This window comes from Lewinella sp. JB7 (assembly GCF_024297185.1).
Lineage (GTDB): Bacteria > Bacteroidota > Bacteroidia > Chitinophagales > Saprospiraceae > Neolewinella.
Genome location: NZ_JANCTD010000010.1, coordinates 52815 through 74285, shown reverse-complemented (window position 1 = coordinate 74285; position 21471 = coordinate 52815). Strand labels below are relative to the sequence as shown.

Below are 21471 nucleotides of genomic sequence, written 5' to 3'. Positions count from 1 at the left end.
CGGAAGGCAAATTCCCGTTGATAAACCGAAGGACCAGTCGTCCCGTATCTTTACGTCCGCGGAAGTGTTTCCGCCCCGCCCTAAGCCGTGTATATGACTCTCAGAAATCTACGCATCTTTCTATTCCTCGGTATCATCGCCGCCGTTGTTTATCCTTCCTTTCCGGCCGGTAGTTACCCCATCGACGGCTTCGATAATACCGGTATTGCCCGGCTGGTTCGGCTAACTAAAATGGACAGCGCGACTCTAGTACGCACCATACCCTACGGGGGGAGGCACGGCCTGGAATACGTGCGCCTGAACCTCATGGGCAACCCCATCGATTCCCTGCCTACGGTCGATAGCGAGCTGCAGCGCGAAATCGAACGGATCTTTCCCAACATGCACCCTTCGTACTCCGTCGCCGTTTTCGATATGACACCCGGCCGGCCCTATCGCTACGCCGAACGCAATCCTACTGCGGGCTACCAGCCCGGTAGTGTCGGCAAACTGGCCGTCGTGACGGCCTTCTTCTGCGAACTCGAAAACCTTTACCCCACGGAACCCGAAAAGCGGTGGGAATTGATGCGCACCAAGGTCGTAAAGGCCGGTCCCTTCGGCGTCTACGATCACCACACCATCCCCCTCTACGATACGGACACCGAGCGCTACGCCCGCAAGCGGGTGGACCCCAGCGACGAATTCAATCTGTACGAGTGGGTGGACCATATGCTATCGGTCAGCAACAACGGGGCCGCCAGTATCGTCTGGCGGGAAGCGCTGCTGATGCGCGTTTTCGGAGACCGGTATCCCGCCCTCGAATTCGACGAAATGATGGCTTACTTCAAGGAAACCCCCCGGGACTCCCTGCGCAACCTGGGCGAGGACATCGTCAACGGGCCCCTGCGTGATATGGGCATCAGCGGCGACGAGTGGCGCCTCGGCACCATGTTCACCCGCGGGGCCAGCGCCATCGTCCCCCCGAAGGGTGGAAGCATCGGCACGGTGCGCGGCCTGATGAAGTGGCTCGCCGCCCTCGAATCCGGTCGGGTGGTGGACGCCCCCTCCAGTCTCGAGATCAAACGGCTCATGTACATGACCGATCGTCGAATCCGCTATGCCCATGCCCCCGCCCTGGATTCCGCCGGGGTGTACTTCAAATCCGGCAGCCTCTACGGGTGCAAACCCGGCACGAGCTGCGCGAAGTACAAGGGCAACCGCATGAACTACATGAACTCGGTCGCCATCGTCGAACAGCCCGACGGAAGCCGTTACATGGTGGCCCTCATGTCGAACGTCCTGGGACGAAACTCGGCCTACGATCACCAGGTCCTGGCGACTCGCATCGATAAAGTCGTCCGACGCACCAATGCCGCCGATCCCCGCGAAAGCATTGGAACGGGCGAAGACTCCAATGAATCCGGGAACGACTAGCTTAAGTGGCGGCTTTCTGAGCGGATCGTGAAGACCCCAAGGTCGAGGCTTTCTAAGCCGACCCTGTTACTCAAAGGTTGAGGCTTTCTAAGCCGACCCTCGCCCACCTGTCTTGCCGGGTCGCCCCAGAGGAACTCAATCTTTTATTACCCTAAGGCTGAGGCTTTCTAAGCCGACCCTGTACTGCCCGCCTTTCAGGGTCGCCCCAGAGGGACTTGTCCTTTTACTATCCTAAGGTCGGGCTTTCTAAGCCGACCCTATCCTGCCCGTCTTGCAGGGTCGCCCCAGAGGGGCTCAACCTTTTGCTACTCTAAGGCTGAGGATTTTCAAGCCGACCCTGTACCGCCCGCCTTTCAGGGTCGCCCCAGAGGGGCTCAACTTCTTATTACTCTAAGGCTGAGGCTTTCTAAGCCGACCCTGTACTGCCCGTCTCGCCGGGTCGCCCCAGAGGGGCTCAACCTTTTGCTACTCTAAGGCTGAGGCTTTCCAAGCCGACCCCGCCTCGCCTGTCTTGCCGGGTCGCCCCAGAGGGGCTCAACCTCTTGCTCCCCTAAGGTTGAGGCTTTCTAAGCCGACCCTGGCTCGCCCGTCTTGCCGGGTCGCCCCAGAGGGGCTCAACCTCTTATTACTCTAAGGTCGAGGCTTTCTAAGCCGACCCTGTACCGCCCGCCTTTCAGGGTCGCTCCAGAGGGGCTCAACCTCTTATTACTCTAAGGTTGAGGCTTTCTAAGCCGACCCTATCTTGCCCGTCTCGCCGGGTCGCCCCAGAGGGGCTCAACCTCTTGCTACCCTAAGGCTGAGGCTTTCTAAGCCGACCCTGTACCGCCCGCCTTTCAGGGTCGCCCTAGAGGGGCTCAGCCTCTTATTACTCTAAGGTTGAGACTTTCTAAGCCGACCCTGTCGCCTTCCGTCGCCACGCCAATTCTAAATGGTACCTTAGAAACTGTAAATGGTAAATCCCTACCCCGGCTGCGTAGGTCTCACCTCCACCTTGCTCGGCAGCGTGCGTGCGGGCATCTTAAGCAGATCGACCACCAGTTGTCCCAGATCTTCGATCTGAATTTTCCACGAGTCGTCCTTGTCCGGAGTGTTCCCGTTAAAGTGGGTCGCCACCGATCCGGGCATAATGGTGGATACCTTCACGCCCTCATTGCGTACGTCCAGCATAACGGCCTGGGTGAACCCGACAAGTCCGAACTTGGATGCATTGTAGGCACTGCCCTTAGCGAAAAAGTTGGCCCCGGCCAGACTGGCGATGGTGATCAGGTAGCCCTTACTCTCGATCAGGGCCGGCAGGGTAGCCTTCACGGTATTGAAGACACCGGTCAGGTTAATATCGATGGTATCCTTCCACTGCTGGGGAGTGAGCTCCTGGATGGGGGCAAAGTGCCCGACCCCCGCGTTCGCGATGACAATATCAATCCCGCCGAACTCCTGGTGGGCCAGGGCGATGGCCCGTTGCTGGCTCTCCAGATCCCGCACGTCAGCCTCGAACGCAATGCACTTTCCGGGGTGGCCGAGCTGATCCAGCTGATCCACTGCCTTATTGGCGGACTGTTGGTGCCGGCTCGTAATGATCACGTTAACGCCGGCTTCCATGAGTTTTTCGGCGACGCCGTATCCGATCCCCTTGCTGCCGCCCGTAACGTAGGCGGTCTTATTTTGTAAATTTTCCATGCCACCACCAACGCGACATGGCTTTAAAGGTTGGGCCCTGAACCTGCGCGCGCCGCCGCTTGTCTGTACGTATGATGGACAAGTTGAGCATCGGTATCACGCTTTCGGGCGGCGGGGCGCGGGGAGCGGCGCATATCGGGGCGCTGCGCGCGCTACTGGAAGCCGGTATCGAACCGACCCGCGTCGTCGGCGTCAGCGCCGGCGCGCTCGTGGGAGCCATGTACGCCGCCGGCGTCACCCCCGACGATATGATGGCCTTCGCCCTGCAATCCTCCATCTTCCGCTTCTACAAATTGGGCATGCCACTGACCGGACTTACCAGCAGCGACTACCTCAAGGAACGCCTGCGGACCGTTATCCCCGACAACAGCTTTTCCGGATTGCGCTACCCCCTGCACGTCGGTGTGACGAACCTCAACACCGGACAGTTGGAGTGCCGTGACCACGGTCCCCTCCACGATATCGTAGCGGCGAGCTGCGGTATTCCCTTTCTGTTCCGGCCGGTGGTGATCGACGGTGCGCAGTACGTGGACGGGGGAGTGATCGAAAATATGCCCGTACGTCCCTTACTCAGCCGCGCGGACTTTATCATCGGTAGCAATCTGATGCCCTACGAGAACCTGAAACCCGCCGACGTCAAGACAGTCATCGGAATCGTCTGGCGCTGCTTCGACTTGTCCATCATGGCCAACACCCTGCCGTCGGCGGAGCTGTGCGACGTAGTACTCGAACCCAGCACCTTGAATGATTATCATATCTTCAACCTCAACCGGCTTACGGACCTCCACGATGTCGGTTACGAGCATACGGTGAAGCGATTACCTTACATCAAGCGTTCCCTCGAAAGTAAACGAGAATTGCTCGAAACCCTGTCGTAGAGAATCCGTCGCGTTATGTTGAGTCTCGTCAATTCCATCTTTAAGACCTACCTGGGCCGGTACCGCCGTGAACTCCACGAGCACTACGAATACCCCCTGGAGCTGCAGTCCCGGGTACTCCAAGAGATTCTGCGCACCAACCGGAATACTGCCTTCGGCAAGGAACATCATTTCGATCACCTGCTGCGCCAACCCGACCAGTTCGGATCGCGGGTTCCCGTCCGAAGTTACGACCTACATAAGCCTTACATCGACCGGATACTCGCCGGCGAGGAGCGGGTACTGACGCACGACCCTCCGGCCTGGATCGCTACCACCAGCGGGACCACCGGATCCGTCAAATACCTCCCCATCCCCCAACGGGCGGTGGCGGAGATTCACCTTCGGGGAAGCTGGCTGAGTCTGGCCGCCCTGTACGAGAAGGACGAACAGTTACAGGTCTTCAGCCACAAGAATCTTCTCATTGGGGGTGCCTTTAAGGGAATCCACGAGGGTCTGCAAATCCCGAAAGCTGACATCAGCGCGGTGATCATCCAGAGTATTCCACGCATCATGCGTCCGTTCTACATCCCCGACGTCGAATTAGCCACTGCCGTCAACTACGAAGAGAAGATCGAAAAGATCGCTCAGCTGGCGGCTCACGAACCCGGCATCACCATCCTCGGCGGCGTACCGACCTGGAACCTGCCCCTATACCGCCGCATCCTGGAAATCCACGGCGGGGATCACATGCTCGACGTGTGGCCCCAGGCCTCCGTATTCAAGCACGGTGGCGTGAATTTCGCGCCCTACCGCGCGCAGTTCGAGCGCCTGTTCCCGAAACCGGGCTTCCTGTTTCAGGAGATCTATAATGCAACCGAAGGATTTTTCGCGATCCAGGACAAGGATGCGCTACGCACCATGCTCCTGCTGCTCAGCAACGGCATCTATTACGAGTTCGTGCCCTGGGAAGCGTACCAGCGGGATGACTATTCAGCCGTTCCCCTCGCGGGAGTGCGTGCCGGCGTCCCCTACGTCATGCTCATCACGACGGTTGCCGGTCTGTACCGGTATCCGATGGGCGACCTGATCGAATTCACCGAAACCGACCCCTACCGCCTGGTTATTCTCGGGCGGACCCAGGAGTTTATCAACGCTTTTGGAGAAGACCTCCTGCGGTCGGAGGCCGAACACGCATTGATGGAGGCGGCAAATCGGACCGGGGCCCTGGTCCGCGATTTCACGGTGGCCCCTCAGTACATCGAGGTCGGCCGTCAGGGTCGTCACCACTGGCTCATAGAGTTCGATAGAGCCCCCGCCGACCTGGAAGTGTTCAACCGGGAACTGGATGTCGCGCTCCAGGCCCAGAACAACAACTACGCCGCAAAACGAGGCAATGACTTCGCGATCGTCCGCCACGAGCTCACCGTGCTGCCCCGCGGCTTCTTCCACGAGTGGATGCGGGAGCGCGGCAAGCTGGGTGGACAGCATAAGGTCCCCCGCCTCGCCAACCACCGGAATTTTTTGGAGGAGATGCTGGCCCGTCTTTAGTCCGCACAGGGCAGCTCCACCACCGTAAGCGGCCCGATGCTGGTCTCGCCACCCCCTCCCGGATTGTAACCCCGGGCAATCACCGTATCCCGGGTGTCCGCCTCGGACAGTCCCGCGTGCCAGTTCCCGTACCAGCTCTGCAGGAGACGTATAGGGACGTCGGACGTTTGGTCGTCCAGGCAGCCGGGAAGGTCCTCCACGTTGCGGAAGCGCGGGGTGCCGCCGTCCGTCTCGAAGGCGCTAAAGTACCGACCCAGGTTCTTCGTCACCTCCGAACCGTAGTATACGGTCTCGCCAGCCGTGCCGTCGATCAGCTCCCGATAAGCATCCTTCACGGCGGCATATCCCAGTGTGCGACCATACAGGGCCTGCTCGACGCTGGTCCACAGCAGCGCCACGATCAGCAGTCCGAGACCGATCCGGAAGGAGACGCTACCGGTGTTTATCCGGTTGCGGCGGAAAATAAATTCCAGCGACCTGACGGTGCACACCGCCAGGATCGGGGAAAACAACAGGATATGGCGGGGATCGAGACAGACCGGATTATAGGAGGTCAGGGATATCGTCATGAAGTTGATCGCTAACAAGGACACGATCACGGTAATTGGATAAAACAACGGCGGCTGCCTGCCTGCGCTTTGCCGGCCGAGCAGGACCAGGGTGGCGCCGGCAACAAATAAATGGACCCAAAGTCCCGCGTCGGTCAGGAGTTGCCCGTACCCCCGCGTGAGCCGGTCGACCATCGCGGACCACGGAAGGGAGTCGTAGGAACAAGGATTCAGATAGTGGGAGCTCGATATAGCGGTAAAGCGGGTGACGGGGGAACCTGTCAGGAGCCAACAAACGATAAAATAGGCGATCAGCAGGGTAGAGGAGGAAACCACTAAACCCCGCCAGTAAGCGGTGCGTCCCCGCAGCACGTCGTCGATCACGTATATGAGAAATACGGGGATCAGCAGGATCACGGTCCCCTTGGCGTTGAAGGCGAGAAAAAGCGCAAACCCCGCCAGCAGTCCGTACCGGACACGGTGGATCTCGCGACTTCGCGAACGCTCGTATAGCGCCCAGGCCACGAAGGCGAATGTACTGACGAAGATGTCAGGCATCAATTTGTCGGAGTAGAACAAGTTCCACTTCATTCCGAAGTACAGCGTGATCGCCAGCAGCAGCTTCCACCAGGCTTCCTGCCGGAAGAGTCGGTAAAGGGTATACAGTATGAGCGCCGAGCAGCCCATCGCGGGAAGGGCGGAGGCCAGGTCGGTGACACCTAGTAGCCAGTAACTCAGTCCGATCAGTAGTAAGGGCAGGATCCGGTAACTGTAGGGGTTGGTGACATCAAAGTCGCCCCCGTACAATCGATAGGCCAGCTCCGCATAGTGCAGATCGTCGAACCCGAAGTGACCGTAGTAAAAGAATACGTGATGCACCACAAGCACCAGCCATCCGCCGATCAGTACGATGAAGTTGGCTTTCACGGAGCGAATACTTAAAATTGATCGGAGTGCGGAGGCCTAAGAAAGGTGAAGATATGCTTCAGAGCCGACGCAACGCGATCATCCCCGTTGATGATGTGGGCATGGGGCAACAGTTGTTGATAGCGCCGGAAAATGGCCCACCGGTCCTCCGTCGCCGGATGTTCGCGCTGGGGGTCGTACGTCCAGGGCACGTCGGGTGCGCACAGTAGTACCAGGTCGTAATGCGTCTCCCGAAATGCCCGCTCGATAAATGGGTCGACCCGCCCGTACTTTACGGCCGACCAGATCAGCAGTACTTCCGGTCCCGTATCGCAGACGAGAAGGGAGGGATTCAGATTAGCCGCCGCCGCTTCCGCCCGCAGTTGGCGAGCACAGATGCGGGGCAGATCGTCCGGACCGTAGTGGTTTCCGCGTTCGTGGAGGTAAGCACGTGCCTGCTCGTCGATCCACACGCCGTCAAGGCACCAGGCCAGCGCGCGGGAGAGGGTGGATTTGCCGGAGGATTCCGGACCGGTAATGAGTACGCGCAATTATCGCTTCAACTCGATCTTTTCCCGTTTCTTCTGGGCCTTCAGCTTGTCGCTGGTGGCCTTCATTTCCTCGCCCATCTGCTGGCTGGCGACGAAGCTTGCCGTCATATTCGCCAACATGTCGGAACCCGCGGTGGGGGCATTGGGTAACATGATCAGGTTGGAGTTAACGTTTTCGCCCATGCTCTGCAGGGTGTCGTAATGCTGGGTAACGACGATGAGCGCCGAGGCTTCCTGGCTGTTAATGCCCACGCTGTTGAGGATATCCACGGATTCTTCCAGGCCCTTGGCGATCTCGCGCCGTTGATCGGCAATACCCTGACCCTGTAGGCGCTTGCTTTCGGCCTCGGCACGGGCCTTGGCTACGATACGGATACGGTCGGCTTCCCCCTCGTACTCAGCGGCGAGTTTTTCCCGCTCCGCGGCGTTGATACGGTTCATGGCCACCTTCACCGTAGCGTCGGGGTCGATATCCGTAACGAGCGCCTTGACGATGTTGAAGCCATAATTCTTCATGGCATCCTGTAGTTCGGTCTTAATGGCATTGGCGATGTCGTCCTTTCTTTCGAAGACATCGTCCAGCTTCATTTTAGGAACCTCGGCGCGGACAACGTCAAAGATGTACGAATTGATTTGCTCGTAGGGGTTGTCGAGTTTGTAGAAGGCATCGTAGACGCTATCGGCGCTGACGGCAAACTGTACCCCTACCTTGAGTTTAACGAAGACGTTGTCTTTCGTCTTGGTTTCCACGTTCACGTCGAGTTGCTGCACCTTCAGGCTCACCTTCCCGGCCACCCGATCGAAGAAGGGTAGCTTAAAGTGAAAGCCGGGACCGCGGATCGACTGAAACCGGCCGAGCCGCTCCAGGATCGCGGCGCTCTGCTGACGGACGGTGAAAAAGCTCCCCGTAATGATGAGCAGCGCGAGGATGAGGGGAATGAGATAGAAGAGGGACATACGTTGAGCTTGTGTTGCCGTAATATAACCACTTTCCCCTAGGGTGGTTGCGTTAGCTTCCCTGCAAGGAATTGCGTATCTTCGCCCTGCGCTCACGGGAGTCGCACGACCTGGTAATGCCTTAAATGGCATTACCGGGTTTTCTTTTACTGATCTAAAACGAACGTCATGTACGAACTGAACGATACCTATAAGGCCCACCTCGACGCTATTGCCGACGCCATTCAGGCCAGCCCCAACCTTGCCCAGTACCTGGAGGAGGAAGAGGACGAGCACTACGAGGCGCTGAAGGCCGAGTTCGAACCCCAGATCGAGGCGGCCCACGAGCAAATCAATCACTACTCACCGTTCGAGATCGAATCCTTCGAGCGGTACCTGATGGACGACCGCTTTGAGGGATTGTTTCTGCCGCGCGTACTAGGCTACAGCGTCCTGCGCCCGGAAATCAATCAGATGTTCTACTACGCTCGCCAGAACGATCACTTCGGTAAGTTGCTGACTTACATCGCCGGTAACATGAACTTCGATCAGCTGCGGACGCGGATCGGTCAGGCCGTACAGGTCGGTTTCGCCCTGAGCAGCGACATCTACGTGACTGGACTCATTGACGCCATACCGACCAAGCGCGTGCGGCAATTCCTCCTCCAGCAAAAGTCCGACGATGCCCGCACCGCCGACGGTCGCCGGCAGATATTCAACCGGTATAAGCGGCAATTCGCGAGCCGTAATTACCAATATGCCCCCTTCCCCCAGGAAGCCGGCGAACTCGTTTCCCACACCAATCACGCCGTAGCATTTCTGTTGCAGCGCGTTTCCAATCCGGAACTGAACAACGATGCACTACCCGCGCCGCTGTACCACTGGGTTACGAATCCCGACTTTGCCGAACGTAAGGAGATCATCCGACCGCTGGTAATCTACGGGGCCTACCTTCCTCCCCAGGAGGACGCCAAGACGGCCGTGACGGAAGTCTTCAATCGGGAGCGCAAGGCGGATGCCAAGCGAGTATCCGATCAAGTCCTGTCCTTCATTCTGGAACTGAAGAACGACCCCCAGGTCATTTTCGGCAAAGAGCAGGAGGCCAACCTCGGAGCGATTATCGACCGCAGCATCGACGACGATCTCACGGCATACTTCGACCTGACGGACCGCATCCACGCCGAAGGCTACGATAACCCCGAAGTGCAGGAGGCCATCCAGGAAGAGGTGCTCAAGCAGGAGGGCCTGAGCGATTTTAACGAGAACATCCGCCGCACCATCCTGACCTACTTCGACGAGTTAGCCGCCCGGCTCGGCAGCGATGAGTACAACGAGTGGTTTGCCACTACGGGCAAACTCTTCCCCGTCTACATGAAGGTCTTCGCCAACGAGCAGTTCAACCAGCACCTACGTAAGCTGGCGATCCGCTACACCAAGCGACTGATCAAGGTTCACACCAACAAACGCGGAAAGGACTACCGGGACATCAAAAAGACCACGGTATCGACCTGGACGGACTACGGCTTCATGACCGAAAAGCAACTGAAGGAATTCTTCAAAACACCGCGGAAACGGAAGTCCGCGCAGTAAACGCTACGGCCAGTACATCGGCGAAGGTGGCGGCGAAGTGTGCCGTCATTCCTTCCTTGATGTAATCATCCAGCTCTTCGAAGTCCTGGCGATTCTCTTCCGGGAAGATCAGGGTATCGATGCCCACGCGGCGGGCACCGATGGTCTTCTCCTTGACTCCTCCGATGGGAAGTACCCGACCGGTAAGGGTCAGTTCGCCCGTCATGGCCAGATTGTCCTGGGGCGGTCGACCCGTGGCCAGGGTGTAGAGCGCCAGGGCCATCGTGATGCCGGCGCTGGGGCCATCCTTAGGGGTAGCTCCGGCCGGGACGTGGAGATGGACGTGGTGACGGTCGTAGTAGTTGTTGTCTTCGGCACTCAGAATGGACTTTACGTAGGTCAGCGCGATCTGCGCGCTCTCCTTCATGACGTCCCCGAGTTGACCCGTCAGACGGAAGCCGGCGGTATCCGACGGGATTCCCTGAGCTTCAATGTAGAGCGTTGCCCCCCCGAGGGCGGTGTAGGCCAGGCCCAGGACCACGCCTGGTAGCGGCCGGTCGTACAGTTTCTCGGTGGTGAACCGGGGACGACCAAGCATTTCCTCGACCTGGGCGGGGGTGATTTCAAAATTGTGCTGGTCCGATTCCGCCTGCCTGAGGACGAGTTTGCGAATGATCTTCCGGAGTTGCTTCTCCAAATTCCTTACGCCGGCTTCCCGGGCGTAGCGATCGACGAGAAAGTCGAGGCTTTCGGGCGTGAAGCTTACCTCGTCCGTGGCAAATCCGTGCTCCTGCAGTTGCTTCGGAATCAGGTACTGCTTGGCGATCTGAATCTTTTCTTCCTTGATATAGCCACTCAGGCGAATCACCTCCATCCGGTCGACCAGGGGCCCCGGGATCGTGTCGAGTTGGTTGGCCGTGGTCAGAAACAGGACGTTGGAAAGATCGTAGGGAACGTCGAGATAGTGGTCGACGAAGGTTTCGTTTTGTTCCGGATCCAGTACTTCCAGCAGCGCCGAGGCGGGATCGCCGTGACCCGTACCCAGCTTATCGATCTCGTCGATAAGGATCACGGGGTTGCTGCTCCGGGCGCGGTCGATCGCCTGAATCAGTTTTCCGGGCATGGCACCGATGTAGGTGCGGCGGTGGCCCTTGATCTCGGCTTCATCCCGCATTCCTCCGACACTGAAGCGGTAGAACCGCCGGCCAAGGGCACGCGCGATACTCTGTCCGATGCTTGTCTTTCCGACGCCGGGAGGGCCGACCAGACAGATGATACTTCCCGCCACCGAACCGCGCTTGATAATCGTGGCCAGGTACTCCAGGATGTTGTCCTTGACGTCATCAAGCCCGTAGTGATCCTCGTCCAGTACCCTACGAGCCTCGGCTATGTCATTGGTGTCGGGGCTATACACTCCCCAGGGGAGTGCCGCCAGCGTGTCGAGGTAAGTCCGGGTCACGTTGAATTCCGGGCTCTGGCTATTGAGCGATTTGAGTTTACTCATTTCCCGGTCGAACACTTCCCGGACCTCCGGGGGAAGTTCCTTGCCCTCGAGCTTTGCCAGAATGCGTTCGGTGATCGATTCTGCCTCGTCCTGCTCTTCCCCGAGTTCGCGACGAATCGCGGTTAGTTGCTCGCGTAGAAAGTATTCCTTCTGCTTGGCGCTGACCCCTTCCTCGATCTGCTTGTTGATGCGCGACTGAATCTTGGCGACCTGTAATTCATCCTTGATGATGCCCAGCAATTTCTTGGCGCGGGCGGATATGTCCCAGGTTTCCAGCAAGTCCTGCAACTTCTCCTTTTCCGAACTGACGAGATTGCTGATGACGTCGATCGTCTGTCCGGGTTTCTCGTAATTCAACTGAGTGACGACCATGTTCACCTGTTCCTGGAAGAGCGGATTGAGGGCCAGCAGGCTCTTGATGTCCGAGCTGATCGCCAGCATGTAGGCCTTCAATTCCGGGTCAGGCTTCGTAGCCGGTTGATTATCGTACTGCACCCGCCACCGTAGGCTGGGTTCGGTCTGTACGACCCGCTGCAGACGGAACCGCTTGATGGTCCGACCAAGTACCTGCACGCCGGTGGACCCCATGGGCATCACCTTGATGATCTGGTAAACGGTGCCTACTTCGTGGTAATCCGACTCGCGGTAATCCTCCGGATTGGTCTCCCGTTCGAGGACGGCGCCGATGAATCCGTCGTGCTGCTCGACCGCGATTTTGATGGCGGTAAGCTTGTCCGCGCCCGAAAAGGTCATGGGTAGGGCGGTGCCCGGAAAGATCGGACGCTGGGACAGCGGCAGGATGGTCAGAAGCTGCGGGAGGCTCGGGTCGACGAGCTGCATGGCGGCTTCGGGGATCGATTGCGTAGGATCGGGTTGGCTGAATTCTTCTTCCAAGGGGGTATCTTTAGCTTTCGGTACAATACTTTTTACCCCCGCGATTTGTTCGGCACCTTCCGCGCGCCGCACCGGCCTTACCGCTTACGGACGGCGTGCAATCTGCGAAAAGCCGCCCCGAGTTGAAGGATGAGGTCTTCGGCAATCATGCTCTCCTGACCAATCGCCTGGGCAGCCAGGTCACCCGCCAGTCCGTGCAGATACACGCCGAGCTTAGCCGCCGCCTCGGGGGTATACCCCTGGGCGAGCAGACCGGTAAGGACGCCGGTGAGGGCATCCCCGGTCCCGGCGGTGCCCATTCCCGGATTGCCCGTCGTGTTGAAGTGCATCCGGCCATCGGGGGTAGCGACGGCGGTATGCCCGGTTTTTAGGATTATGGTAATAGCCAGCTCCTGCGCCCGCGCCCGTTGCAGCTCCCACCGCTGAAAATCGTTTTCCGTTTGTCCGAAAAGTCGCTCGAACTCCTTCGGGTGGGGGGTCAGAATGCTTCGTTCCGGTAGTCGGGACAAGTGTTCCGGATGGCGCGCCAACAGGTTAAGGGCATCGGCGTCGACCACCATGGGCTTCCGGCAGGCGGCAATGGTACGGAACAGGCCCTCCCGGGTGGCGTCTTCCTGCCCGATTCCCGGTCCGATGCCCACTACGTCGTATCGCTCCAGATCGGCAGCTCCGGTGAAGTAATGCTGGTGTTCGTCCACCCGGCACATGGCCTCCGGAAACGCCAGTTGCATGATCTGGTAACCGATACGGGGGAGGTGAGTGGTTACCAAGCCGGCACCGGACCGGAGCACCGCGCGGGCCGCAATGACGGCTGCCCCCATCTTTTCGTAGGCACCGGCGATCAGCAGCGCGTGACCGAAGGTACCCTTGTGGTCACTGCCCCCCCTCACCTTCAGTAGGCGCGCAATGTCCGGCTCGGTAAGCATGATCTTATCGTCGGGAAGCGTAGCGACGTACCCGTGGGCCTGGGCAAAGGGGACCAACTCCCAGTGTCCGAGAAAGGGGCTGTTGGCGGGAGCGAACAGGGCAAGTTTTGGGTAGCCCAGGGAGAGGGTGCGGTGGGCCCGTACGACGGATCCCGTAGCCGGTTGATCGGCAGACATGCCGCTAGGCAGATCGAGCGCCACCCGCTCCACGTCCAGCTCGTTTACGTGACCGATGAGTTCCGCCCAGTACCCGGTAACGGGTCGGCTGAGTCCCGTTCCGAACAGGGCGTCGATAAGAAGGGAACCGGCGGGAATCACGGGAAAGTCATCACCTTCGTGGAGCTGCCGCAGGGGAACACCGACATCTTTGGCCCGGCGCAGGTTAGCGTCATTGTCCGGTGAACTCTTGCCGATCGCGGCCCAGATCACGTTGACCGTATAGGCCTCGAACCGTAGTAGGCGGGCGGCGACGAGGCCATCCCCGCCGTTATTTCCCGGACCAACCAGGACGGTGATGCGCCGGCGCTTGTCCGGATAATGCCGCTGGAAACGTGCGGACCAGGCGGTGGCCGCCCGCTCCATGAGATCGAGGTTACTGATGTCCTCCTGGCGCATAGTGGCCTCGTCGAGGGCATGGTGCTGTTTGGCCGAGAGGATGCGCATGGGAATTATTCTTCGGCTGCTTCGTCCTTGCGGTCGAATTTGAGTACCCGCTTGCGGCTCTTGAAGGGCACGTAGCGGTAGGGGCGTTCCTGCAGGTCGCTGAGCAGGGTATCGGCCGCCACGCTGGCGCGGTTCAGCCGGTTGTAGATTTCATCGTCGGTGAGCAACTTGCCAAGGGTACCTTTTCCGCTCTGGACGTCATTCATTACGGCGGTGACCCCACCTAGGGCCCGGTCCGCCTCATCCAGGGTGCCCCGGAGCCGTACGATGCTGGTGTTGACTTCATCGACCGTCTGCTCGAGCTGGAGCCCGCTGAGGTTGGCGGACAGGGTATCGGCGTTCGCAATAATATTCGCGATGCTTTCCTGACGATCGCTTAGCGTCCCGGTGATGCTGGCCAGATTGTCGAAGGTGGTATTGATTTCCCGGCTATTCGCATCCATCAGCGTCTGCAGACGGGCGGTGGCGGCCTTGAGGTTTTCCATGGTCACGGCCAGGTCCCGGGAAGATCGCGCCAGTGGGTTGTTGCTTTCCTCGCTGAACAAGGTCCACCGGATGCTGTCGACCGCCTCGCTGATCTGCCCCTTAATGCCCGCGGCCGGATCGGCGTCGGGATCGGTCCCCAGGAAGGAGGCCAGAATGCCTTTAGAAGATCCTTCGAGGTAGCTGCCGCTTTCCGCGCAATCCCCGTCGCCAAAACAGGGGCGATCGTACTCCAGTTGAACCGCCTTCTCTCCCAGGAGGCTGATGGTACTGATGTACGCCTGGGTCTCAACGGGAATGTTGACGTTTTTGCGGACCTCCAGGGTCACGACGACCAGTTTCTTGACCTGATCCAGGTTGATCTGCTTAACGGTGCCCACGGTGACCCCGGCAATCTGTACCGGAGTGCCCACGGTCAGGCCGGCGACGTCCTTATAATCGACGTAGTACGTCTGGGAGGAAGAAAACAGGTTACTCCCCTGGATAAACTTGAATCCCCAGAAGGCCAGTAGAATGGCGACAACGGCGAGGATTCCAATCTTGACTTCGTAACGCATAAGGGGGGAGGTAACTAGATGTGAGGCGGCTGGCGCGGGGTCGGTGAAATACCCGACTGTAACGTAAGGTCCTTGCGATTGGTTTGCCCCACGGGCAGCCGGGTAAGCGCGGATGGTGGACGGAGTGGTTTACTCCACGATTTCGTATTCCTTGATCTTGCGGTACAGCGTCCGTTCGCTGATGCCCAGTTCGGCGGCGGCTTCCTTACGCCGCCCGTTGTGCTTCTTCAGGGCTTTACGGATAAGCTCCCGCTCGGCGTTCGCCAGACTGAGGTCCTCCTCGACGATCTCGCTCCGATCGTACGCCCGCTGCATACTCGTATCGACGATGATGGGATCCTCGGTAGCGGCCGAGCGGAAGTCCGCGGTGTCGACGCCCGCGCGCCGGTCGATCTCTTCGGCGGCGGCGGGGTAGGCCCCCGGAAGTTGCAGGGCGCGAATCTTGCCCATGTCGGGCACCCGGAGGTCGTTGCTCCGGATGAGTTCGAAGATGAGTCCCTTCAGGTCGTTCAGGTCGGCCTTCATGTCGAAGAGGACCTTGTACAGGATCTCGCGCTCCTGCATGCCGTCGCCGCGGCCGTTCTTCGTGATGGCCGGCAGGTTCCGGTCCCGCAGTTTGGGCATCATGGTGAGGAGATCCGCCGCGGTGAGTTCGCGCTTCTCCGCCAGGATGCTCAGCTGTTCGGCTACGTTCTTCAGCTCCCGGATGTTACCCGGCCACTGGTAGTTTTCGAGTAGCCACCGCGCCTCGTCGTCGATGCGGACCGGGTCGAAGCCCTGCTGCTCGGCAAAATTGTTGGCGAAGTAGCGGAACAGCAGGTAGATGTCCTCGGCGCGCTCGCGCAGGCTCGGTAACTCGATGTTTACGGTTGCCAGACGGTAATACAGGTCTTCGCGAAACTTGCCCGATTCAATCCGCTCGTTGAGCTTGCGGTTGGTGGCGGCAACGATGCGCACGTCCGTGCGCTGTACGGTGCTCGATCCCACCCGGATGAATTCTCCACTCTCCAGTACGCGCAACAGATAGGTCTGGGTGTCCAGGGGCATCTCGCCGACCTCATCCAGGAAGATCGTTCCTCCGTCGTAGGATTCGAAGTACCCCTTGCGGTCGCCGGTCGCGTTGGTGAAGGCCCCCTTTACGTGACCGAAGAGTTCACTGTTGATGGTCCCCTCGGGAATGGCTCCGCAGTTGATGGCGATAAACTTCTCGTGCTTCCGGGGACTGTTGTCGTGGATGATGCGACTGAAAACTTCCTTTCCCACTCCGGATTCGCCGGTAATCAGGATGGATAGGTCGGTCGGGGCGACCCGCAGGGCGGTATTCAGGGCATTCTCCAGGGCGGGGGAGCGGCCCACGATGCCGTAGCGGCGTTTGGTGCTGTCGATGGCTGCCATACCGTTAGCGGGGGTTGTGGAGGTGACCGAGCAGGGTGGCGGAAGTAGCGTCGGTTACCGTTACGGTCACGTAGTCGCCGGGGCGGTAGGCCCCCGTCTTGGGAAAGATGATCATCTTGTTCTGGGTGTTGCGCCCCTTCCAGTCGTCGGCGGATCGCTTGGACTCGCCCTCGATCAGTACCCGAAAGGTTTTACCGATGTCCTGTTGGTTCAGTTCGTGGCTGATGCCGGTCTGCAGGTCAATGATCTCCTGGAGCCGCCGTTTCTTGACGGCCAGGGGTACGTCGTCGGTGAACTTGCGCGCCGCCGGGGTGCCGGGTCGTTCGGAGTAGTAGAACATATACGACATGCTGTAGCGAGCGTAGTCGATCATCGACAGCGTATCTCGGTGTTCCTCCTCGGTTTCGGTACAGAAGCCGGTGATCACGTCGGAGCTGATCGCGCAGTCGGGCATAATCTCGTAGATACGGTCGACCTTCTTCCGGTACCACTCCCGGTCGTAGGTCCGGTTCATCAGGTCCAGGATGCGGCTGTTGCCGGACTGCACGGGCAGGTGGATGTATTTACACACGTTGGCGTGGTCGCGCATGGTGTAAAGTACCTCGTCGGTGATGTCCTTTGGGTGGCTGGTACTGAAGCGAATACGCAGATCGGGATGAACCTCCGCGGTAAGCCGGAGCAGTTGGGCAAAGTTGACCACCGCGCCCGTCTCCGGGTTCGTCCATTTGTAGCTGTCGACGTTCTGGCCCAGCAGGGTGACTTCGCGAAAGCCGCGGTCGAAAAGGTCCGTGGCTTCGGCCACGATGCTGAAGGCGTTACGGCTGCGCTCCCGTCCCCGGGTGTAGGGGACTACGCAGAAGGAGCACATGTTGTCGCAGCCCCGCATAATGGAGATGAAGGCCGTTACGCCGTTGCTCTGCAGGCGCAGGGGGTTGATGTCGGCGTAGGTTTCTTCCCGGCTGAGGAATACGTTCACGGCCTTGTCGCCCTCCTCGGCGCCCGCCACCAAATTCGGCAGATCGCGGTAGGCATCCGGGCCCACCACCAAGTCTACCAGCTTTTCCTCCTCGAGAAACTTGGCCTTCAGACGCTCGGCCATGCATCCGAGTACGCCCACCATGGTGCCGGGCTTGCGCTGCTTCACCTTGTCGAAGACCCGCAGGCGCTTGCGCACGGTATCCTCCGCTTTCTCCCGGATGGAGCAGGTATTGATCAGAATGAGGTCCGCCGCTTCCAGGTTACGCGTAGGTCCGTAGCCCGCTTCTCCCAGGATGGACGCCACGATCTCGGAGTCGCTGAAGTTCATCTGACAACCGTAGCTCTCGATGTAAAATTGCTTGTCCCGGGGCGCTTCGGCAACGGCGGCTTCCCCGTACACTTGACCCTGGGCGGACTCGTCGATCGTTTTGGCGTTCAGATCCTGAAGGGTCGGATTATCGTTGTACATGCTTCTATCCGGTTAGACCCGCAAAGGTAAGCGGAATGGCTGACATATTGTCAGTAAACCGAACATATTTTGCTCCTTCGGGCGTAGATCGCTTTACCGCATTACCTTGCTCTTGGTCACGACCACGGCACCCGCGGCCCCGCCCCCCGGAAACAATGGTCGGTGGCAATCGTTTTTTTGCAAATCCTTCCTCCATGTTGCGCCTGACTCTCCTTGCTTCGATTCTGCTCACCCTGGCCGGATGCACCTATACGGCCAAGATTACGGACGGATCAACCGCCGTGGACCGCAAGCAGTACGACGTAGCGATTCCCATGCTCGAGCGCGAGTACAAGCGGGCGAAGTCGCGGGGACAGCAGGGGGACATCGCGCTGAACCTCGCCGTCAGTTACCGGGAAACCGGCCGGGACGCGGAAGCGGAGGCCTGGTTCCAGACCGCCTACGACAACGGGGCCGGCCCCGACGCCCTGCGGGAACGGGCGGCCGCGCTCAAGCGACTCGAACGCTACGAGGAGGCCATACAGGTGTACACCGATCTCGGCTTCGAAATCGGTTCTCGCTACGAATTCCGCCGCGACATTGCCGGCGCCGAACTGGCCATGCGGCAGAAAGCCCGGCTGGAAGCCATGGAAGTTAAGGAGTTCGACGTCAGTCCGGTAGCCTTCAACAGCGCGGGAGCGGACTACGCGGCCGTGGCTTACGGGGATGAACTGATATTCACCAGCGATCGCAGCTCCGCGACGGGAGACGAAACCTACAAGTGGACGGGCCGCAACTTCAGCGACCTCTTCCGCGTGGACCCCCGGGCCGCCTCCGTCGAAGGCTTCAATGCCGGACTCAACACCGCCGATAACGAGGGGACCGTGAGCTTCAGCGCGGACGGAAACACGGTCTACTTCACCCGTTGCAGTCCGCCGGCCAAGCGTAGCGATGCCTACTGCGGCCTGTACCGCAGCGAGCGGGTGGGCGAGGGTTGGGCGCCCGCGGAAAAACTCCCCTTCGTCACCCCGGAAGCCAATTACATGCACCCCGCCCTGAGCGCGGACGGAAAGACGCTCATCTTTTCGGCAAACCTGCCCGACGGCTGGGGCGGCTACGATTTGTACAGCGTTACCCTGGGCGCCGACGGCAAGTGGAGCGAACCGGACCTGATGAACCGCGCCATCAACACCGAAGGCAACGAACAGTTTCCGACCCTCGACGGCGACACCCTATACTTCTCCAGCGACGGACTGGAAGGACTCGGCGGGCTGGACATCTTCCGCACCTGGCCGCTCGGGGACGGACGGTACAACGCGCCCAAGAACCTGCGCATGCCGATCAACAGCGGCGCCGACGATTTTGCCTACACCATCCTCCGGCGCAACGGCACGGGCGTAGGCTCTACCTCTACCGGATACTTCAGCAGCGCGCGACCGGGGGGTGCCGGCGGGGACGACATCTACGCCTACACCCGCACCGTGCTGCCCCCACCGCCGCCCGATACGACCCCGATCGCGTACCGCAACGTACTGGACGTCACCGTCGTGGAGAAAATCTACGAAGACCCCACCAACCCCGCCAGCCGGGTACTCGGCCTGCGGCCGGTGCCCAACGCGAGCGTTATCGCGCAGGTCGGCGAGCAGAGCCGGACGGTCACCACGAACGAAGAGGGTCAGCTGAGCCTGGTCCTGGTCGACGACCAACGCTACGAATTCCGGGCCGAGCGACCGGAGTACCTCGCGGCGGAGGGACGCTTCAGCAGTCGCAACCTGCCCCGCGACCCGGAGGCGCCCGAGCAACGCTACGAACTCGAACTGGAGATCGAAAAGATCTTCCGTAACCGCGAGATCGTCCTGGAGAATATCTACTACGACCTTGACGAAAGCTTCATCCGCGAAGACGCCAAGCCGACCCTGAACGAGCTGACCGACCTGCTGACCCGCAACCCGGACATTCGCATCGAACTCGGCAGCCACACCGACTGCCGGGCCACGGACGCCTACAACGATCGCCTGAGTCAGGCCCGCGCCAAGTCGGCCGTAGACTACCTCGTCGCCCAGGGCATCAGTCCCGACCGCCTCACCGCGAAGGGCTACGGCGAATCCCAGCCTGTAGCCGAATGCATCTGTCAGCGGTGTACTGAGGAGGAGCACCAGCGCAATCGCCGGACGACCTTCAGGATCCTGAACTAGGCAGCCTGACCGCCTTGATCATGTAGCCCTCCGGGCTTTCCCAGTCGTAAAGCTCGATGTGGGTCTGCTCGATGAGGATATTGACCAGGGAATAGGTGGTGCCGATGGCGTAGCCCTTATTGGCCAGGTACTGGGTGACGAACCACTTCAGTCCCACGTAGGTCGTGAAGTTGAGGTGTAGGGCCTCGTGCAGCTCATCCATAATTTCCTCCGCCGTGATGACCCGGTAGCCGGGGGGAGCGGTATCCCGGTAGGTGTTCGTCTTATGCTCGAGTTTGATCTTGCCGATGATCTTCGGGCCGGTAAGTTTCACCCGGTGATCGTGATCCTTCGGGGTCGTGGAACCGGCGGTCAGCACTGTCGGCTCCTCCACGGTCTGGTGGGGGCGGCCGCCGGCGATGTCCTGCGCCTGCTGTACGGCGGCTTCCTCCTGTTCCTCGCGCACCACTTCGGCCGCCGCCTGGTGAATGGCCTGCTTTTCCTTCAGGGAGAGCACGATCTCGTCGATGTGGTATTCCGCCTCCTTGATGATGGAGGTGAGTTCGGCCGAAAGCTCGATGCCCTTGCGTAACTCACTGTGGAAGAAGGTCGCCTGGTGGGCCACCTTGTTGCGGATCTTCGACATCTCCTTCCACAGTCGCTCGAAATTCTTGTCGCGGAAGAAGGTCTTAAAGTACTTGGTGTAGTTGCCTTCGAGGTTCGACTTCAGCTCCTGCAATTCCTCCAGGGTGTCAATGGTGCTGAGGCGTTCGAGCACCTTCTCGGGCTCGTTGAAGCCGGTGGACTGCTTGTAGATGAGTAAGCCCAGATCGTCAAAGTCGGCAAACTCGATGTCGCTGTTGATGAAATAGCTGAACTGATTGGAGCGGTTGCGCTGCCGGGCCTTGACCTTTTCGATCATTTTCGGCGTGGCCGTCACTTCCCACCAGGACATACCTACCCGCTGGAAGAAGAACTTGATGAGGTAGCGGCGGAGCAGGTTCTCCACGGCATTGATCTTGGGGTAGAGCTGGTTGGCGATCTCGCTGCTGATGTCGTCCTGCAGGACCCGGAGGTGGGCGAAGCGCAGTTTATCGCTGAGGTGCCGCAACAGGCGTTGACGGAAGGGCTCGAGGGGTTCGAAGAGTTGACTTTCGACGCGGAGTACGAAGGCGGCCTCCACGAGGTCGGTTAATATTTTACTGGTGTCGACATTGATAACGGTGACGGTAAGTCCGCTTTCCCCCTTGATGTAGTCGTTGCCGTTCTTGTCTTTCGTAATGATGGGCGAACGTCCGTTCCATACGTCGTTGCTGTAACTGATGGCGTGAATAAAGCCCCGCTGATCGTTGATGTCGTCGGGGTCGATGCAGAGCAGTTCGAAGATGAAATTGGATGGCATATCATAGATAATTGACTAGAAATTGCTAGAAATGGATTC

15 protein-coding genes are annotated in these 21471 nt (G+C 59.5%); 5 read left to right on the top strand and 10 right to left on the bottom strand.

Annotated features, from left to right (window positions below; translation table 11 throughout):
* Positions 1 to 93 precede the first annotated feature (93 nt).
* Positions 94 to 1413, top strand: coding sequence for a serine hydrolase (locus NMA52_RS16675; RefSeq protein ID WP_254828844.1), 1320 nt, complete (start codon positions 94 to 96; stop codon positions 1411 to 1413).
* 960 nt (positions 1414 to 2373) lie between these two features.
* On the opposite strand, the gene NMA52_RS16670 is transcribed toward NMA52_RS16675, so the two are convergent.
* On the bottom strand, positions 2374 to 3090 hold the full coding sequence (locus NMA52_RS16670) for an SDR family oxidoreductase (RefSeq protein ID WP_254828843.1): 717 nt from the start codon (positions 3088 to 3090) through the stop codon (positions 2374 to 2376).
* A gap of 71 nt (positions 3091 to 3161) precedes the next feature.
* Here NMA52_RS16670 and NMA52_RS16665 point away from each other — a divergent pair, with 71 nt between their 5' ends.
* Positions 3162 to 3968 carry a patatin-like phospholipase family protein gene (locus NMA52_RS16665; RefSeq protein ID WP_254828842.1) on the top strand — a complete coding sequence of 269 codons (807 nt, stop codon included), beginning with the start codon at positions 3162 to 3164 and terminating at the stop codon, positions 3966 to 3968.
* A gap of 15 nt (positions 3969 to 3983) precedes the next feature.
* Positions 3984 to 5498 (top strand): GH3 auxin-responsive promoter family protein, encoded by a 1515-nt coding sequence (locus NMA52_RS16660; RefSeq protein ID WP_254828841.1) that lies wholly within the window; start codon positions 3984 to 3986, stop codon positions 5496 to 5498.
* On the opposite strand, the gene NMA52_RS16655 is transcribed toward NMA52_RS16660, so the two are convergent.
* The 3 genes from NMA52_RS16655 to NMA52_RS16645 are packed head-to-tail and all read right to left on the bottom strand — an operon-like array spanning position 5495 to position 8460.
* Complete coding sequence (locus NMA52_RS16655; RefSeq protein ID WP_254828840.1) at positions 5495 to 6973, bottom strand: glycosyltransferase family 39 protein; 1479 nt, start codon at positions 6971 to 6973, stop codon at positions 5495 to 5497. The two genes, NMA52_RS16660 and NMA52_RS16655, sit on opposite strands and share 4 nt — an antisense overlap.
* An 11-nt stretch (positions 6974 to 6984) precedes the next feature.
* Positions 6985 to 7503 carry an AAA family ATPase gene (locus NMA52_RS16650; RefSeq protein ID WP_254828839.1) on the bottom strand — a complete coding sequence of 173 codons (519 nt, stop codon included), beginning with the start codon at positions 7501 to 7503 and terminating at the stop codon, positions 6985 to 6987.
* Entirely contained in the window at positions 7504 to 8460 is a 957-nt protein-coding gene (locus NMA52_RS16645) for an SPFH domain-containing protein (RefSeq protein WP_254828838.1), read from the bottom strand.
* 168 nt (positions 8461 to 8628) lie between these two features.
* Between NMA52_RS16645 and NMA52_RS16640 the strand changes: the two genes are divergently transcribed.
* Positions 8629 to 10029 carry a hypothetical protein gene (locus NMA52_RS16640; RefSeq protein WP_254828837.1) on the top strand — a complete coding sequence of 467 codons (1401 nt, stop codon included), beginning with the start codon at positions 8629 to 8631 and terminating at the stop codon, positions 10027 to 10029.
* Here NMA52_RS16640 and lon read toward each other — a convergent pair.
* The 5 genes from lon to miaB form a co-directional block, all read right to left on the bottom strand.
* The gene (lon, locus tag NMA52_RS16635) at positions 9995 to 12406 is read right to left on the bottom strand and encodes an endopeptidase La (RefSeq protein ID WP_254828836.1); all 2412 of its coding nucleotides are present in this window, start codon (positions 12404 to 12406) and stop codon (positions 9995 to 9997) included. The genes NMA52_RS16640 and lon overlap by 35 nt on opposite strands.
* A 77-nt stretch (positions 12407 to 12483) precedes the next feature.
* Positions 12484 to 13995 carry an NAD(P)H-hydrate dehydratase gene (locus tag NMA52_RS16630; protein WP_254828835.1) on the bottom strand — a complete coding sequence of 504 codons (1512 nt, stop codon included), beginning with the start codon at positions 13993 to 13995 and terminating at the stop codon, positions 12484 to 12486.
* 5 nt (positions 13996 to 14000) lie between these two features.
* The gene (locus NMA52_RS16625) at positions 14001 to 15035 is read right to left on the bottom strand and encodes an MlaD family protein (protein WP_254828834.1); all 1035 of its coding nucleotides are present in this window, start codon (positions 15033 to 15035) and stop codon (positions 14001 to 14003) included.
* 129 nt (positions 15036 to 15164) lie between these two features.
* Positions 15165 to 16430 carry a sigma-54-dependent Fis family transcriptional regulator gene (locus NMA52_RS16620; protein ID WP_254828833.1) on the bottom strand — a complete coding sequence of 422 codons (1266 nt, stop codon included), beginning with the start codon at positions 16428 to 16430 and terminating at the stop codon, positions 15165 to 15167.
* A 4-nt stretch (positions 16431 to 16434) separates the two neighbouring features.
* On the bottom strand, positions 16435 to 17877 hold the full coding sequence (miaB, locus tag NMA52_RS16615; protein WP_254828832.1) for a tRNA (N6-isopentenyl adenosine(37)-C2)-methylthiotransferase MiaB: 1443 nt from the start codon (positions 17875 to 17877) through the stop codon (positions 16435 to 16437).
* Positions 17878 to 18071: 194 nt separating this feature from the next.
* On the opposite strand from miaB, the gene NMA52_RS16610 reads away from it, so the two are divergent.
* Complete coding sequence (locus NMA52_RS16610) at positions 18072 to 20051, top strand: OmpA family protein (RefSeq protein WP_254828831.1); 1980 nt, start codon at positions 18072 to 18074, stop codon at positions 20049 to 20051.
* On the opposite strand, the gene NMA52_RS16605 is transcribed toward NMA52_RS16610, so the two are convergent.
* Positions 20035 to 21432 carry a HEPN domain-containing protein gene (locus NMA52_RS16605; RefSeq protein WP_254828830.1) on the bottom strand — a complete coding sequence of 466 codons (1398 nt, stop codon included), beginning with the start codon at positions 21430 to 21432 and terminating at the stop codon, positions 20035 to 20037. The two genes, NMA52_RS16610 and NMA52_RS16605, sit on opposite strands and share 17 nt — an antisense overlap.
* Positions 21433 to 21471 lie beyond the last annotated feature (39 nt).